A 14,729-nucleotide genomic window follows, 5' to 3' on the forward strand; every position below is an offset into this window, starting at 1 on the left:
AACGGTGGCCCAGCCTGCCGGAGAAGGCAATGCACACGGACGGCTCGATCCGGTCACACCGGTGAGACCGGCACCCCTCCCGCCGCCGCGCCCAGCAGCGTCAGCCGCACGTCCCCGGGCCCCGACGGTGTGGTCCCGTCGGACAACACGGCCAACGCCAGTGTGTTGGCACCACGTGTGCGGAGGATCCCGTTCGGCAGCACGAACGTGTGCTGTGGCCCGACGTCGTTGATGTACTGGCCCATGTTCCAGCCATTGAGGAAGATCTGGACGCGGTAGGCCCGCTCCGGATCGTCGTCGAGGACGAGCCCGACGGAGGCGTCGACGCCGGGCTCGACACCGAGCCGGAAGTCCGTCCGGTACCAGGTGACGCCCTGCCGCCGGTCGGCACGCGGCAGTTCGGCGTCCTTCCAGTCCCCGTCGTCGTACTCGGGGAGATGCCAGCCCTCGCGCTCCCCGTACAGCCCGCCGTTGTTCATCGGCCCGCGCACGGGATCGGGCGCCGACGCGCCCTGGATCCGCCAGGTCACCTTCGGGGAGGCGCCCTCGAAGGCCACGGCGGTCAGCCCGCGCGCCGCCTTGTGCGTGTCGCGCGCCGTGCCGTCCATGTCGTGCTGCATCCGCCGGACGAGCACGGACAGCACATGCCGCTGCTCCGGGCTCTCCTCACGGAACCTCTTCCGCAGCTCCTTCGGCAGGTCGAAGGTGGCCTTCGCAGTCCAAGTGCCCTGCCTGGCCCGGTCCTTGTCCGGCACCAGCATCCGGTGCGTGCCCAGCGGCTCGCCGTCCAGCCAGGCCATCAGCAGGCCCTGCGTGCCCGTGCTGTAGTCGAGGGAGACCGACTCGATGCCGCCCTCCCCGGTCCACTCGCCCCGGTACCAGACGTCGCCGTAGTGGAAGCCGTAGTCGTCGGCGAACAGCACGGGCTGCCCGTCGGGCACGGGCGTCGTACTGAACGTCGTCTTCTTGTCGGCCGCCGTCCAGCCGGAGTCGTCGAAGCCGGGCTCGGCCTCCGGGTTCTCGGTCCGCCGCCGCCAGCCGTCGAGGGCGGGCAGGGCCGGCCGGGCCACGCCGGGCAGCGGCCGCAGCGCCAGCAGACTGCCGGACGCGCTGATCCGGGTGGGCACCGGGCGCCCGTTCCACGTGACATGGGTGATCCCGCGCGGCCCCCACACCTCCAGGCCGGTCTGCACGGTGGTGTCGCCGGTGAGGTGGACCGTGGAGCCGCGCAGCTTCGCCGACCGCAGCAGGGCCGGGCCGTAGACGAGGAGCGGGCCGGACGGCGTCTCGTACGGCCACAGCCTGAGGGCCGTCGCGTCGTCGGCGAACAGCAGCAGCATCGGCGTGTCGACGCCGTCGCCCTCGACCCGCACCCGGCTCAGCCCGCCGGCGCCGAGCGGAGCGGTGACGTTGAGCTTGCCGAGGTTCCAGGACCACGCGGGCTCCGCGTCCAGCCGCATGGGCGTCGGCTCGTCCGCGCAGTCCAGGACGACCTGCGCCAGATCGCCCCGCCGGCCCGCGAACACCGCGATCTCCTGCCGCCCGGCGGCCAGGCTCAGCATGGGCTGCACGGTGGCGTGCACCAGCGTCCGCTGCCCGAGCTTCAGCCCGGCGGCGATCAGCTTGGCGTCCCGCGCCGGGACCGTGACCGGCACGTCGATCCCGGCCTCCGGCAGCGTCGAGGACACCGCCTCACCGGAGTCGTTGCGCAGGACGTAGAAGTGGGCGCCGGTGTCGGGGTTGGCCAGGTGGTAGACCTTGATCCGCTCGTCGGCGGCGCGTACGGCCTTCGCCCGGTTCAGCCTGGCGAGGTCCGGCACGAACCGCAGCAACTGCCCGATCTGGTGCATCGGGGCGAGCTTCGGGGTGGCGTTGCGGGCCTCGTCGAAGGCCGCGCCGTAGTCGTACGACGTGTAGACGGCCGGCGCGGGCAGCCAGCCCCAGGAGGTGCCGCCGTACGTCATGTAGACGTTGTGCAGCGTGATGCCGTTGGCGAGGTTGGTGAGGTAGAAGCGCCGCTCGTACGCCGCGTCCCGGGTCCGGCGCGCCTCGGCGTAGCCCTTCCCGTCGAACCAGGACCCGCCCCACGGGTCGAACCAGCCCCCGCCGAACTCGGGCACGAACCCGGGCGTGCGCGGACTGGCCGTGGCCCCGCCCTTCGTCCCGCCGGCCCCGAAGTGCCCCCAGTCGGGCGGCACCTCGTCGGGCTCCGGATATCCGTCGAACCCGTACAGCCAGCGCCCCTTCTCGCGGCCTGTGCCGAACGACCCGGGGGCCCAAGCCCCGTTGCGTCCCTTGTCGTTGTGGAACAGCGGCACGTCGATGCCGTCGGCGCGGACCTTCTCGTACAGGTAGGACATGTAGGCGCGCCCGGCCGGCTCGTCGACGTGCGCGTCGTACTCGTTCTCGATCTGGTACAGCAGGACCGTGCCCGTGCCCCGCGTGAACAGGCGCTTGGCGACGATGGCGTTGACGGCGGTCAGCCACTCGTCGACGTACCGCAGATACGTCGGGTCGGAGGTCCTGGCCGTCCCCTCGGTCGCGGTCAGCCAGCCGGGGAAGCCGCCGGCGTCGACCTCGGCGTTGATGTACGGGCCGGGCCGCAGGATCACGTACAGACCGGTCTCGGCGGCCATGCGCAGGAACAGGTCCAGGTCGCGCACACCGGTGAAGTCGTACCGGCCGGGGGCGGGGGAGTGGTAGTTCCAGGCGACGTACACGCTGACGGCGTTGTAGCCGTGGGCACGCATCTTCTGCAGCATGTCCCGCCACAGGGACGGGCTCGGCAGCCGGAAGGGGTGCAGCTCGCCCGACCAGAGGACGAGGCGCCGGCCGTCGACCAGCAGCGAGTACCGGTCGAAGCCGACCTCGTGCCGCCTGCCGTCGGCGCTCGGCACCGGGGGCGGCGGGCCCGTGGGCACCGTCCGTGCCGGGTTGGCGGAGGTGGGCGACCCGCTGCCGGTCAGCGCGAAGCCGAGCGCCGCCGTGCCGGCGAGAGCGTGGAAGGTACGCCTGCTGAGCTCCAAGGGAGCGCCTCCTGTTGTGCTGCCGTGCCGTACGTGGTGCTGGTGGGTCATTGTCTACGGACCGACCGGGACAATGGTCGTATGAGGATCTCGGCACGTGCGGACTACGCGGTACGAGCGGTCGTGGAACTGGCCGTCCGGCAGGGCGAGGGGCCGGTCAAGGCGGAGGCCGTCGCCACCGCGCAGGACATCCCCCACAAGTTCCTGGAGGGGATCCTCGGCGATCTGCGGCGCGGCGGGGTCGTCGACAGCCGGCGCGGCGGGGGCGGCGGCTACCGGCTGGCCCGGGAGGCCGCGCGGATCACGGTCGCGGACGTGATCCGGGCCGTGGACGGACCGATCGTCTCGGTGCGCGGCGAGCGCCCGACCGGCCTCGCCTACTCCGGCACGGCCGAGCCGCTGCTGCCGCTGTGGATCGCCCTGCGGGCCAATGTGCGCAGGATCCTGGAGGGCGTGACGATCGCCGACCTCGCGGCGGGGGCGCTGCCCGAGCCGGTGGAGCGGCTGGCGGCGGAACCGGCGGCCTGGGAGAACCCGTGACGGGCCGCGTCCGCGGGGGTGCCGGTGGGTGATCCTCATCGCGTCCTCGGGTGTCCTGGGTCTGACGCACTGGTAACGCACCTTATGCGCCCGCCGGTACTGCTGGTGTCGACGGGGCCCGCGCGAAAGGTCCCCGCGCCCCTTCTCCCGGTGTGATCCCGCCACTGTGAATGGCCGGAGACCGCCCTGGCCCGCCCCCTCCGCCGTGCGTACGATGCGACCGCTCCCGGCCTTCACAGATCCTTCATGGAATGGTCACAGGCCGGGTGTACATGAGCTGTCGCTTTGACATGCCCATGCTTACCCCTGTGTTCCACCCCCCACGAACGGATGGGAGAACCATGGCCGGTGGCCTGCTTCTGAGCGGCGCGATCGCCGCGCTCCTCACCAGCGCACTCCCCGCACAATCCCCGTCCTCCGGGTTCGTCGACCCGCCCCCGGACAAGATCGTCATCAAGGTCGCCACCGTGAACGGCTCGGGCTGCCCGCAGGGCACGGCAGCGGTCGCCGTCTCCGAGGACAACACGGCGTTCACCGTCACCTACAGCGACTACCTCGCCCAGGCCGGCGGGGGCTCCGACCCGACCGCGTTCCGCAGGAACTGCCAGCTCAGCCTGATCGTCCACGTGCCGCAGGGCTTCACGTACGCCATCGCCAGCGCCGACTACCGGGGCTTCGCCTCACTCCAGCGCGGCGCGAGCGCCACCCAGCGGGCCTCGTACTACTTCCAGGGCTCCCCGAGCACGGTGTCCAGGAACCACCCCTTCAGCGGCCCCTACAACGACAACTGGCAGGCCACCGACGAGACGGACTGGGCCCAACTCGTCTACGCGCCCTGCGGAGTCCAGCGCAACTTCAACATCAACACCGAACTCCGGGTCAACGCCGGCACCCAGTCGGCCGACAAGGTCAGCTTCATGACGATGGACTCGACGGACGGGGACATCAGCACGGTGTACCACATGGCGTGGAAGGAGTGCCCGGGGAAGTAAGTCCTGACGGGATGAGGGGCGGCCCACCGGTCGTCGGGCCGGGCGGGCCGCCCCGTTCATGCGCTGTCGCCCAACTGCCGGGCGAATCGGCGAACGGCATCGCTGAAGACGTCCGGATCGTCGAAGTTCGCGAGGTGCCCGGCCCTCGGGACCAGCTCGACGCGGGCGCGCGGATGCGCCCGGGCGAACTCGGCCTCGCCGGACCGGAAGACGCCGTCCTTCTCGCCGTTCAGGATGAGCACCGGAGCCGCCACATGACGCATCGCGCCCGCGTCGAAGCGCCCCAGCACCTCACCCCAGGCGGCGGGCAGGGCGTGAAACGCGTAACCGGACCTGATGGTGTCATCGACGACCTCGGCCGGATACATCCTGCGCAGCAGCCAGTCGTTCCAGCCGGCCAGCCGATCCGCGGGCAGTCGCGGCACGAGCCCGGCGACCCACCGGTACGGCACCGCCCACGCCCCGCGGGTCGAGGCACTGGCCCCCGCGAGCACCAGCCCGCGCAACAGCTCCGGTCGAACCCGCGCGAACTCCAGCGAGGCGTAACCACCGAGCGAGTGCCCCACGACCAGGGCCGGCCCGCACCCGAGCGACTCCACGGCGTCGGCGATGACCTCCACGGCCGCCTTCAGGCTCCAGGCCTCGGCGGAACGGGCCCCGTGCCCCGGCAGATCGACCGCGGCCACGGGGAACTCGTCCCGCAGCGCGGCGAGTTGCGGACTCCACTGCCCAGCGCTGAACCGCGTCCCGTGCACGAAGACGATGGGCGGTGCGTCGGCTGCCCTCATGATCCCCCCGAATCGGCGTTGCTGCCGGATCGACCTTACTCCGGCACCTGCTCCGAAAGCCGCTTGAGCCGCTGCCCTCCCATGGGCAAGGGTCTGCGCCATGGAGTTCTTCTGTTACCACCGCGATCGTCCCGGCTCGCTGCCGCTGCGCGAAGAGCTGCTGGAGCAGCACTGGTCGTACATGGACCAGTACGCGACCGAGATGATCGCCCGTGGCCCGACCTTCACTGGTGACGGAGAAACTCTTACCGGTAGCGTCCACATCCTCGACCTTCCGGACCCCGCCGCCGCCCGCGCCTTCGCCTTCGACGAGCCCAACTACCAGGCCGGCGCGTACCGGGACGTGATGCTGCGCCGCTGGCGCAACCTCCTGGGCCGCACCATGTGGGACTTCCCCGGCGGCCCGACGACCGGCAACCGCTACCTCGTACTCGGACTGGGCTCGGCCCCGGCGGCGCCCGGCCTCGACACGCCACCCGACTCGGACGACCTGATCGCCTACGGCCCCCTGCTCTCCGACGACGGCTCCGCCTGGCTGGGTACGGCGGCGCTGGTGCGGGCCCCGGACGGGGAGACGGCGCGCGGTGTGCTGACGCGGGGGCGGTATGCCGATGTGGAGGTGCATGCGTGGGAGCCCGGCGGACGGCGGTGACGAACGCCGGTCCGTGTTCCGGTGCGTGATCCGGGTCGTGTACCGGTCCGTGTCCCGACGTCAGCCGAGCGGTTTGTTGCTGCGCGAACCATTGACGCGCAAGAGGTTCGATTCTACGTTCCGTTCGAACTTGCGATCGCTGTTCGAAATACCGGTCAGCTGTGCCCCCACCGCAAGGAGGACCGTATGAGCCGCTCCATCCTGCGCAAGAGAACCGCCCTGCTCGCCCTCCCCGCCGCCGCCCTGCTCGCCCTGATGCCGAGCGCGGCGTCCGCGTACCCCAACCCCGGCCGGGTCACCGGGGACATCGTCACCCACGACCCGTCGATGCTCCGCACCTCGTCCGGTGAGTACCTGCTCTACGCCACCGGCGGCGGCATCGCCAGTAAGACGTCCGGTGACCGTACGGCCTTCCGGAACGGCGGCGACGCCTTCTCCAGCAGGCCCGGCTGGTGGCGGAACTACTCCTCCGTGCCGGAGGCCTGGGCGCCGGACATCTCGTACCACGGCGGCAAGTACCTGATGTACTACTCCGTCTCGAAGTTCGGCTCGAACACCTCCGCCATCGGCCTCGCGACCTCCAGCACCGGCCGGCCGGGCAGCTGGACCGACCAGGGCACGGTCTACACGTCGAACTCCGCCAGCGACTTCAACGCCATCGACCCGAACCTCTTCGTGGACGACGACGGCAAGTGGTGGCTGTCCTTCGGCAGTTGGTGGACCGGGATCAAGATGATCCAGATCAACCCGTCCACCGGGAAACAGCTCTCCTCCAACACCACCCGCCACTCCCTCGCCTCCCGCCCCACCGGGACCAAGGCCGTCGAGGCGCCCTTCATCGTCAAGCGGAACGGGTACTACTACCTCTTCGCCTCGTACGACACCTGCTGCAACGGCACCAGCTCGACGTACAAGGTCAAGGTCGGCCGCGCGTCCAGTGTCACCGGGCCGTACCGCGACAAGAACGGCGTCGACCTGCGGAACAACGGCGGCACGCCCGTCCTGGAGTCGCACGGCAGCGTCATCGGCCCGGGCGGCCAGTCGATCCTGAAGGACGCCGACGGCGACCTGATCGTCTACCACTACTACGACGGCAACGACAACGGCACGCCCAAGCTCGGCGTCAACCTCCTGAACTGGAGCAGCGGATGGCCCGTCGCCTACTGACCCTGCTGGCCGCCCTGCTGCTCGCCCTCACCCTCGGCCAGCCCACCGCGAGCGCCGCCTCCTTCGCCAACCCGGTCAAGTCCGTCAAGGGCGCCGACCCCTGGATCTCCTACCACGACGGTAACTACTACCTGGTGACGACCAGTTGGACCGACGTCATCACCATCCGCAAGTCCGCCACGCTCGCCGGGCTCTCCACCGCGCCCAGCGTGCAGGTGTGGAAGGGCGACGCCGCCTCCCGGTGCTGCAACATCTGGGCACCCGAGCTGCACTTCGTCGGCGGCCGCTGGTACCTGTACTACGTCGCCGGGCAGAACGTGTCCGACTACAACCCCACGCAGCGCAGCCACGTGCTGGAGAGCGCCGGGTCCGACCCCATGGGCCCCTACACCTACAGGGGTCAGCTCAACTCCGCCTGGATGCTCGACCCGAGCCTGATGAACGTGGGCGGCCGGCTGTACATGCTGGGCAGTGCGATCACCACCGGCGGGACGCAGAACCTCGTCATCGCGCCGATGTCCAACCCGTACACCGTCAGCGGTTCCTACGCGACGATCTCGACACCGACGCACGCCTGGGAGCGGCAGGGCGGCACTGTCAACGAGGGCGCGGAGGTGCTGCAACGCGGCGGCCGGACCTTCCTGATCTACTCGGCGAGCGGCTGCTGGACGCCCGACTACAAACTCGGGCAACTGGAGCTCACCGGCTCCAACCCGCTGTCCGCCTCCTCCTGGACGAAGAAGTCCACGCCCGTCTTCCAGCGCAGTGACGCGAACGGGGTGTACGGGCCCGGCCACAACGGCTTCTTCACCTCACCGGACGGCCGCGAGAACTGGATCGTCTACCACGCCAACGACTCCGCCTCCGAGGGCTGCGACAACGGCCGTACGACCCGGGCCCAGAAGTTCACCTGGAACTCCGACGGCACCCCGAACCTCGGCACGCCGGTCCGGCTGGGAGCTTCCCTGCCAGGACCCTCGGGTGAGCCGTCCACCGTCTCGACGACCTACACGGTCACCAACCGCAACAGCGGCAAGTGCCTGGATGTCGCGGGCAGTTCGTCGGCCGACGGCGCCAACGTCGTGCAGTACACCTGCAACGGCGGAAGCAACCAGCGCTGGCGCCTGGAGGACCTGGGCGACGACACCCACCGCCTGGTGAACGCCGCCACCGGCAAGGTCCTCGACACGGCCGACTGCTCCTCCGCCGACGGCGCCGACCTACGCCAGTGGTCATGGCTGAACAACACGTGCCAGCGGTACCGGTTCACAGCCACCGACAGCGGCTACGTCCGGATCACCAACCAGGCCACCGGAAAGGTGGCCGACGTGGCCAACTGCTCGACAACGGACAGCGCGGACGTACGCCAGTGGACCTGGCTCAACAACAACTGTCAGCAGTGGAAATTGACAGCGGTGTAGGTCCTTCAGGGGCGCGGGGCTGTGTTTGATGTGCGGCTCCGCCGCGTGGGCGCGATCAACCACAGACGCCCCCGCGCCCGCCCACCCGCACAGACCACCTACGGCGAGAAGGCCCTAGCCGGCCTGCCCCATCCCCGCCGCATTGGGCCAAGCCTGCGCCCCCGGCCACCCGGTCGCCGGCGCAGGCGAAAGCCCGTTCGTCCCCCTGACCTGCGCCGCGGTCAGCCCACCCCGCGCGGGAACCCCCGGCGGCGTGGGCCCGGTGGCGGCCGGCACGGGAGCCGGTGCAGGCGCCGGGACCGGAGCCGGTGCCTGCGCCACAGGGGCCAGCGGCGGCGCCGGCGCGGCCATGGGCTGGGGCGCCGGCTGCGGCACGGGCTGCGGCACGGACTGCGGAGCAGGCTGCGGCACGGACTGGGGCATGGACTGGGGCATGGACTGCGGGACGGCCTGCGGCATCTGCTGCTGCCCCATCTGCCCGAAGTGCCCGCCCTGCCCTGACGGTCCACCCAGCCCTGACGGTCCACCCAGCCCTGACTGTCCACCCAGCCCGATCTGCGCCGCCGCCGGCATCGGCATCCCACCGCCCGGCCCGGCGGGCACGGCACCCGCCGGCACGGCGGACGCGGCGGCGGGGAGCGGCATGCCGGTGCCGGCGGCAGCCGGAGCGGCGGCGGGCCCGGGAAGGCCGCCGCCGGTGGCCTGAGCGGCAAGGCCGCGCATGCCGGATCCGTTGGTCTCGCTCACCAGACGGTCCACTGCCGCCGTACCCGAGCTGTAGCTGGTCCCGTTGCCCAGCTCGGGTACGGCGGCTCCCCTCCTGGACGTCCCGTAGAGCACCTGTTCCAGGCCGGACACCAGGCGACGCACGTCCACCTGGGGGCGCACGACGAGACGCAGGAAGCGGCTGGACGAACCGATCTTGTTGCCGCACTCGCGGACCAGGATCCGGTGCTCGGTGAGCATCCGGTCCCGGACCACGGTGCCCTCGGCGCCCACGGGGAGGCGCACGAAGAGGAAGTTGCCCTGCGACGGGTAGACCGTCAGTCCGGGCAGGGCGGACAGCTGGCTGGCCATGTCGAGGCGGTCGCGCCGGACCTGCTGGAGGCTCTGCGCGTACTCGGCGCCGTGCTCCTTCAGCATGAAGACGACATGCTCGGCGAAGGAGTTGAGGTTCCACTTGGGCAGCATGGCGCGGACGCGCCCGGCGAGCGCCGGGTTGGCGACCAGGTAGCCGAAGCGGATGCCGTGCAGGCCGAAGTTCTTGCCGAGGCTGCGCAGCACGATGACGTTGGGACGCAGCATCGCCTCCTGCACGACGCTGGGCTCGGCCTCGGCGTCCGCGAACTCCAGGAACGACTCGTCGATGACGACCAGGTCGAGGTCGGCCATGGCGTCCATGAACTGGACGATGGCGTGCTTGTGCAGGAAGCCGCCGTCGGGGTTGTTGGGGTTGCAGATCACGGCGACGCGCGTGCCCCGGGCGCGGATGAACTCGGCGTACTGCGCCAGGTCGAGGGCGAACCCGCTGGACTCCTGGAGCGGGAACATGTCGACGCGCTTGCCGGTCTCCATGGGCTGGTCGGTCCAGCGGCCGAAGGTGGGGACGGGGATGGCGAGGGACTCGCGGACGAGCAGGTGGTCGATCCAGGTGATCAGCTCGGTGGAGCCGTTGCCCATCGCCACGCACTGCGGCGGCAGCTGGAGCAGGCTGCACAGCTCGGCCGTGATGGTGTCGGCGCTGGAGGGGTAGTACGTGATGATGTCGCGCAGTCTGGCCGACATCTCGTCGAACATGGCCGGGGTCGGGAAGTACGGGTTGCAGGGGATGCAGAAGTCCACCGGTCCCGCGCCTTCGCCGCCCTCACGTGTCAACGCCGCCATCGACGGGCTGTGCGCCGCGGTGCTGCGGAACAGCGACGTGACGTTGTCGGCCATGGAACCTCCGTATAGGGCGGATCCGCTGGGGACGAACGGACCCGACGTTTAAGGACGGCCCGCGCGGGGGAGCGCGGGCCGCCCTTAGATACGGAGGCTGCGGTGACACTGTTCAACCACTGAGGTTTCCCTCAGGAAAATGTGTGCCACCTGTGAAGGCGGTCAGCAGCCGAACGTGTGGACCGTCGTCGTCCGGTACGTCTGCCCGGGCCGCAGCACCGTCGACGGGAACTTCGGCTTGTTCGGCGAGTCCGGGAAGTGCTGTGTCTCCAGGCAGAGCGCGTCGCCCTGCCGGTAGGTGCGGCCGGAAGGGCCGGTCAGCGTGCCGTCGAGGAAGTTGCCGGAGTAGAACTGCAGGCCCGGCTCGTTCGTGGCGATCTTCATCGTGCGGCCGGAAGCGGGGTCGCGCAGGGTGGCGACGTGCTCGGGCCGGGCGGTGATGCCCTTGTCGAGGACCCAGTTGTGGTCGAAGCCCTTGGCGGTGACCAGCTGCGGGTGGGAGACCCGGATGTCCCGGCCGATCGGCTTGGCCTTGCGGAAGTCGAAGGGGGTGCCCGCGACCTTGGCCAGCTCGCCCGTCGGGATCAGGCCCGCGTCGGTGGGTGTGTAGCGGGAGGCCGCGATCTGGAGCTCGTGGTCCTCGATCGTGCCGCTGCCCTCGCCGGCCAGGTTGAAGTAGACGTGGCTGGTGAGGTTGACGACGGTGGCCTTGTCCGTGGTGGCCTCGTAGTCGATGCGCCACTCGCCGCGCTTGGTGAGCGTGTAGGTCACCTTCGTCTTGAGCGTGCCCGGGTAGCCCATCTCGCCGTCGACGCTCGTGTAGTACAGGTGCAGACCGACGTCGGAGCCCTTGGTGAACGGCTCGACGTCCCACACGCGCTTGTCGAAGCCCTTGGCGCCGCCGTGCAGGCTCTGCTCGCCGTCGTTGACGGAGAGCTGGTAGTTCTTGCCGTCGAGGGTGAACTTGCCCTGGCCGATGCGGTTGCCGTAGCGGCCGATCAGCGCGCCGAAGTACGGGCTGTCGGCGACGTAGTCGTCGATGTTGTCGAAGCCCGCGGAGACGTTGGCGTAGCGGCCGCGGCGGTCGGGGATCTCCAGCGACTGGACGATGCCGCCGTAGGAGAGGACCTTCAGGCGGGTGCCGCCGTTCTCCAGCGACCAGCTGTAGACCTTGGTGCCGTCCGCGAGCTTGCCGAAGAGTTTCTTCACCGGCTTCCTTCCTCCCGTGGCGTGTGCCGTGCCGCCGAGCGTGGTGGCTCCTAAGCCCGCAGCCGCCGCTCCCGCGATGACCGTGCGTCTGTTCAGTTCCATGTGCGGCTCCGCTTCATTGAGAAACTGCGTGGGAAAGAACCGGGCCCCGCCTTCCGGCGGGGCCCCCGGTCCGACTTACGAACCGACCTTGCGCTTGTTCCACACGTCGAACCCGACCGCCGCCAGCAGCACCAGGCCCTTGATGACCTGCTGCCAGTCGGTGCCGATGCCGACGAGGTTCATACCGTTGTTCAGCACGCCCAGGACCAGGCCGCCGATGATCGCGCCGAGGACGGTGCCGACACCGCCGCTCATCGACGCGCCGCCGATGAACGAGGCCGCGATCGCCTCCAGCTCGAAGTTGAGGCCGGCCTTGGGAGAGGCCGCGTTGAAGCGGGCGGCGAAGACCAGACCCGCCAGGGCCGCGAGCATGCCCATGTTCAGGAAGACCAGGAAGGTGACCTTCTTGTCCTTCACACCCGACAGCTTGGCCGCGGGCAGGTTGCCGCCGATGGCGTAGATGTGGCGGCCGATGATCGCGTTGCGCATCACGTAGCCGAAGCCGACGAGCAGCACGCCCAGGACGAGCAGCACGATCGGGGCGCCCTTGTAGCTGGCCAGCAGCATGGTCAGCGTCAGCACGGCGGCGCCGATCGCGACCAGCTTCAGCAGGAACAGCTTGGTGGGCGGGACGTCCAGGTTGAACTCCTGCTGCCGCCTGCGGTCACGGACCTCCTGGAAGATCACGAAGGCGATCATCGCGAAGCCCAGCAGCAGCGTGAGGTTGTGGTAGTTGGTGTTCGGGCCGACCTCGGGCAGGAATCCGTTGGCGGCCTTCTGCAGGCCCTCCGGGAACGGGCCGAGCGTCTGGCCCTCCAGGAAGATCTCGGTGAGACCGCGGAAGATCAGCATGCCCGCCAGGGTCACGATGAACGACGGTATGCCGCCGTACGCGATGAAGAACCCTTGGACGGCACCCGCGACCGCGCCCACCGCCAGGCACAGCACCACGGCGAGCGGCCAGGGAATGTCCTGTTTGACCATGAACACGGCGGCCATCGAGCCCACGAACGCCGTCAGTGAGCCGACCGACAGGTCGATGTGGCCCGCGATGATGACCAGCATCATGCCGATCGCGAGGATCAGGATGTAGCTGTTCTGGAGGACCAGGTTGGAGACGTTGCGGGGCAGCAGCAGGTCGCCGTCGGTCCACACGGCGAACAGCACCACGATCAGGCCGAGCGCGATCAGCATGCCGTACTGCCGCATGTTGCGGCGCATGCCGTCCATCAGCAGCTGCAGCAGGCCGTCGGCCGCGGCCCCTCCGCTCTTGCCCGGCGGCGCGGGGGCCGGGCTCTTGGCGGTTACGTCCGTGCTCATCGGGTTACCTCTTTGTCCTTCGTCATCTGACGCATCAGCGATTCCTGGGAGGCCTCGGCCCGCGAGAACTCACCGGTCAGCCGCCCCGCGGCCATCGTGTAGATGCGGTCGCACATGCCGAGCAGTTCGGGCAGCTCGGAGGAGATGAAGACGACCGCCTTGCCCTGGGCGGCCAGCTGGTCGATGACCGTGTAGATCTCGTACTTGGCACCGACGTCGATGCCGCGTGTCGGCTCGTCCAGGATCAGCACGTCCGGGCCCGAGAAGATCCACTTGCTGAGGACGACCTTCTGCTGGTTGCCGCCGGACAGCTTGCCCACCGGCTCGAACACCGTCGGCGCCTTGATGTTCATGGACTTGCGGAAGCCCTCGGCGACCTGCCGCTCCTCGTGCTCGTCGACCACACCGCGCTTGGCGACCTTGCTCAGGGCGGTCAGCGAGATGTTCCGGTTGATGGTGTCGATGAGGTTGAGGCCGTAGTGCTTGCGGTCCTCGGTGACGTACGCGATCCCGTGCTTGACCGCCTCCGGGACGGACTTCGTACGGATCTCCTTGCCGTCCCTGAGGACAGTGCCGCCCGCGTACCGGCCGTACGTCCGCCCGAAGACGCTCATGGCGAGTTCGGTGCGGCCGGCGCCCATCAGGCCCGCGATGCCGACGATCTCGCCGCGCCGCACCGTCAGGGAGACGTCGTCGACGACCTTGCGCTGCTGGTCGATCGGGTGGAACACGGTCCAGCCCTGGATCTCCAGGGCGGGCGCCACGCCCTCCTCGGGCTCGTGCGGCGACCGCTCCGGGAAGCGGTGCTCCAGGTCGCGGCCGACCATGCCGCTGATGATCCGGTCCTCGGTGGTCTCCGGGGCCTTCACATCGAGGGTCTCGATGGTCTGGCCGTCGCGGAGGATCGTCACCGAGTCGGCGACCTTGCGGATCTCGTTGAGCTTGTGGGAGATGATGATCGAGGTGATGCCCTGCTTCTTCAACTCCAGGATGAGATCCAGGAGTTTGTCGCTGTCCTCGTCGTTCAGGGCCGCGGTCGGCTCATCCAGGATGAGCAGCTTCACCTTCTTCGACAGGGCCTTGGCGATCTCCACCAGCTGCTGCTTGCCCACGCCGATGTCGGCGACGCGGGTGTCGGGGTGGTCGCTGAGCCCGACCCGCCGCAGCAGCTCGGTGGCGTGCCGCAGCGTCTCCCTCCAGTCGATGAACCCGCCCTTGGCGTGCTCGTTGCCGAGGAAGATGTTCTCCGCGAGGGAGAGGTACGGCGACAGTGCCAGTTCCTGGTGGATGATGACGATGCCGCGCTGCTCGCTCGCCCGGATGTCCTTGAACTCACAGACTTCGCCCTCGAAGAGGATGTCCCCCTCGTAGGTGCCGTGCGGGTGGACGCCGGAGAGGACCTTCATCAGGGTCGACTTGCCGGCGCCGTTCTCCCCGCAGATGGCGTGGACCTCGCCCTGCCGGACGGTCAGCGTGACGTCCGACAGCGCTTTGACGCCGGGAAAGGTCTTGACGATCGAGCGCATTTCCAGGACGGGTCCCGCCATGGTCGTGCCTTCCAATCAGTGGTGAAT

General features: G+C 69.7%; 11 protein-coding genes. 5 read left to right on the forward strand and 6 right to left on the reverse strand.

Features of this window, described 5'->3' with window-relative positions; all coding sequences use genetic code 11:
* Positions 1–53: 53 nt before the first annotated feature.
* A complete protein-coding gene (locus ACZ3I3_RS11215) occupies positions 54–3,026 on the reverse strand; it encodes a glycoside hydrolase family 35 protein (RefSeq protein WP_467364221.1) in 2,973 nt (990 codons plus the stop codon).
* Positions 3,027–3,107: 81 nt separating this feature from the next.
* Here ACZ3I3_RS11215 and ACZ3I3_RS11220 point away from each other — a divergent pair, with 81 nt between their 5' ends.
* Positions 3,108–3,566 (forward strand): RrF2 family transcriptional regulator, encoded by a 459-nt coding sequence (locus tag ACZ3I3_RS11220; RefSeq protein ID WP_467364222.1) that lies wholly within the window; start codon positions 3,108–3,110, stop codon positions 3,564–3,566.
* Positions 3,567–3,907: 341 nt separating this feature from the next.
* A complete protein-coding gene (locus ACZ3I3_RS11225) occupies positions 3,908–4,558 on the forward strand; it encodes a DUF4360 domain-containing protein (protein ID WP_467364223.1) in 651 nt (216 codons plus the stop codon).
* Positions 4,559–4,614: 56 nt separating this feature from the next.
* On the opposite strand, the gene ACZ3I3_RS11230 is transcribed toward ACZ3I3_RS11225, so the two are convergent.
* Positions 4,615–5,346: an alpha/beta fold hydrolase gene (locus ACZ3I3_RS11230; RefSeq protein WP_467364224.1), complete on the reverse strand. Its 732-nt coding sequence runs from the start codon at positions 5,344–5,346 to the stop codon at positions 4,615–4,617.
* 100 nt (positions 5,347–5,446) lie between these two features.
* Between ACZ3I3_RS11230 and ACZ3I3_RS11235 the strand changes: the two genes are divergently transcribed.
* From ACZ3I3_RS11235 to ACZ3I3_RS11245, 3 genes are all read left to right on the forward strand, one after another.
* Entirely contained in the window at positions 5,447–5,998 is a 552-nt protein-coding gene (locus ACZ3I3_RS11235; protein ID WP_467364225.1) for a YciI family protein, read from the forward strand.
* 186 nt (positions 5,999–6,184) lie between these two features.
* Positions 6,185–7,165, forward strand: coding sequence for an arabinan endo-1,5-alpha-L-arabinosidase (locus ACZ3I3_RS11240; protein WP_467364226.1), 981 nt, complete (start codon positions 6,185–6,187; stop codon positions 7,163–7,165).
* A complete protein-coding gene (locus ACZ3I3_RS11245) occupies positions 7,147–8,586 on the forward strand; it encodes a family 43 glycosylhydrolase (protein WP_467364227.1) in 1,440 nt (479 codons plus the stop codon). Before ACZ3I3_RS11240 ends, ACZ3I3_RS11245 begins: the two co-directional genes overlap by 19 nt.
* 114 nt (positions 8,587–8,700) lie before the next feature.
* Here the strand turns inward: ACZ3I3_RS11245 and ACZ3I3_RS11250 are convergent, their stop codons facing one another.
* The 4 genes from ACZ3I3_RS11250 to mmsA all read right to left on the reverse strand — a co-directional run bounded on the left by ACZ3I3_RS11250 (position 8,701) and on the right by mmsA (position 14,702).
* Complete coding sequence (locus ACZ3I3_RS11250; RefSeq protein ID WP_467364228.1) at positions 8,701–10,524, reverse strand: pyridoxal phosphate-dependent aminotransferase; 1,824 nt, start codon at positions 10,522–10,524, stop codon at positions 8,701–8,703.
* A gap of 162 nt (positions 10,525–10,686) precedes the next feature.
* Positions 10,687–11,835 (reverse strand): aldose epimerase family protein, encoded by a 1,149-nt coding sequence (locus ACZ3I3_RS11255; RefSeq protein WP_467364229.1) that lies wholly within the window; start codon positions 11,833–11,835, stop codon positions 10,687–10,689.
* A 75-nt stretch (positions 11,836–11,910) separates the two neighbouring features.
* Entirely contained in the window at positions 11,911–13,155 is a 1,245-nt protein-coding gene (gene mmsB, locus ACZ3I3_RS11260; protein ID WP_467364230.1) for a multiple monosaccharide ABC transporter permease, read from the reverse strand.
* Positions 13,152–14,702, reverse strand: coding sequence for a multiple monosaccharide ABC transporter ATP-binding protein (mmsA, locus tag ACZ3I3_RS11265; protein WP_467364231.1), 1,551 nt, complete (start codon positions 14,700–14,702; stop codon positions 13,152–13,154). Before mmsA ends, mmsB begins: the two co-directional genes overlap by 4 nt.
* Positions 14,703–14,729 lie beyond the last annotated feature (27 nt).

This window comes from Streptomyces sp. NPDC016851, assembly GCF_055562795.1.

Bases quoted from the DNA above. Each gene is read 5' to 3' on its own strand.
- ACZ3I3_RS11220 (WP_467364222.1), top strand. From the start codon at position 3,108: ATGAGGATCTCGGCACGTGCGGACTACGCGGTACGAGCGGTCGTGGAA.
- ACZ3I3_RS11225 (WP_467364223.1), top strand. From the start codon at position 3,908: ATGGCCGGTGGCCTGCTTCTGAGCGGCGCGATCGCCGCGCTCCTCACC.
- ACZ3I3_RS11230 (WP_467364224.1), bottom strand. From the start codon at position 5,346: ATGAGGGCAGCCGACGCACCGCCCATCGTCTTCGTGCACGGGACGCGG.
- ACZ3I3_RS11235 (WP_467364225.1), top strand. From the start codon at position 5,447: ATGGAGTTCTTCTGTTACCACCGCGATCGTCCCGGCTCGCTGCCGCTG.
- ACZ3I3_RS11240 (WP_467364226.1), top strand. From the start codon at position 6,185: ATGAGCCGCTCCATCCTGCGCAAGAGAACCGCCCTGCTCGCCCTCCCC.
- ACZ3I3_RS11245 (WP_467364227.1), top strand. From the start codon at position 7,147: ATGGCCCGTCGCCTACTGACCCTGCTGGCCGCCCTGCTGCTCGCCCTC.
- ACZ3I3_RS11250 (WP_467364228.1), bottom strand. From the start codon at position 10,524: ATGGCCGACAACGTCACGTCGCTGTTCCGCAGCACCGCGGCGCACAGC.
- ACZ3I3_RS11255 (WP_467364229.1), bottom strand. From the start codon at position 11,835: ATGGAACTGAACAGACGCACGGTCATCGCGGGAGCGGCGGCTGCGGGC.
- mmsB (WP_467364230.1), bottom strand. From the start codon at position 13,155: ATGAGCACGGACGTAACCGCCAAGAGCCCGGCCCCCGCGCCGCCGGGC.
- mmsA (WP_467364231.1), bottom strand. From the start codon at position 14,702: ATGGCGGGACCCGTCCTGGAAATGCGCTCGATCGTCAAGACCTTTCCC.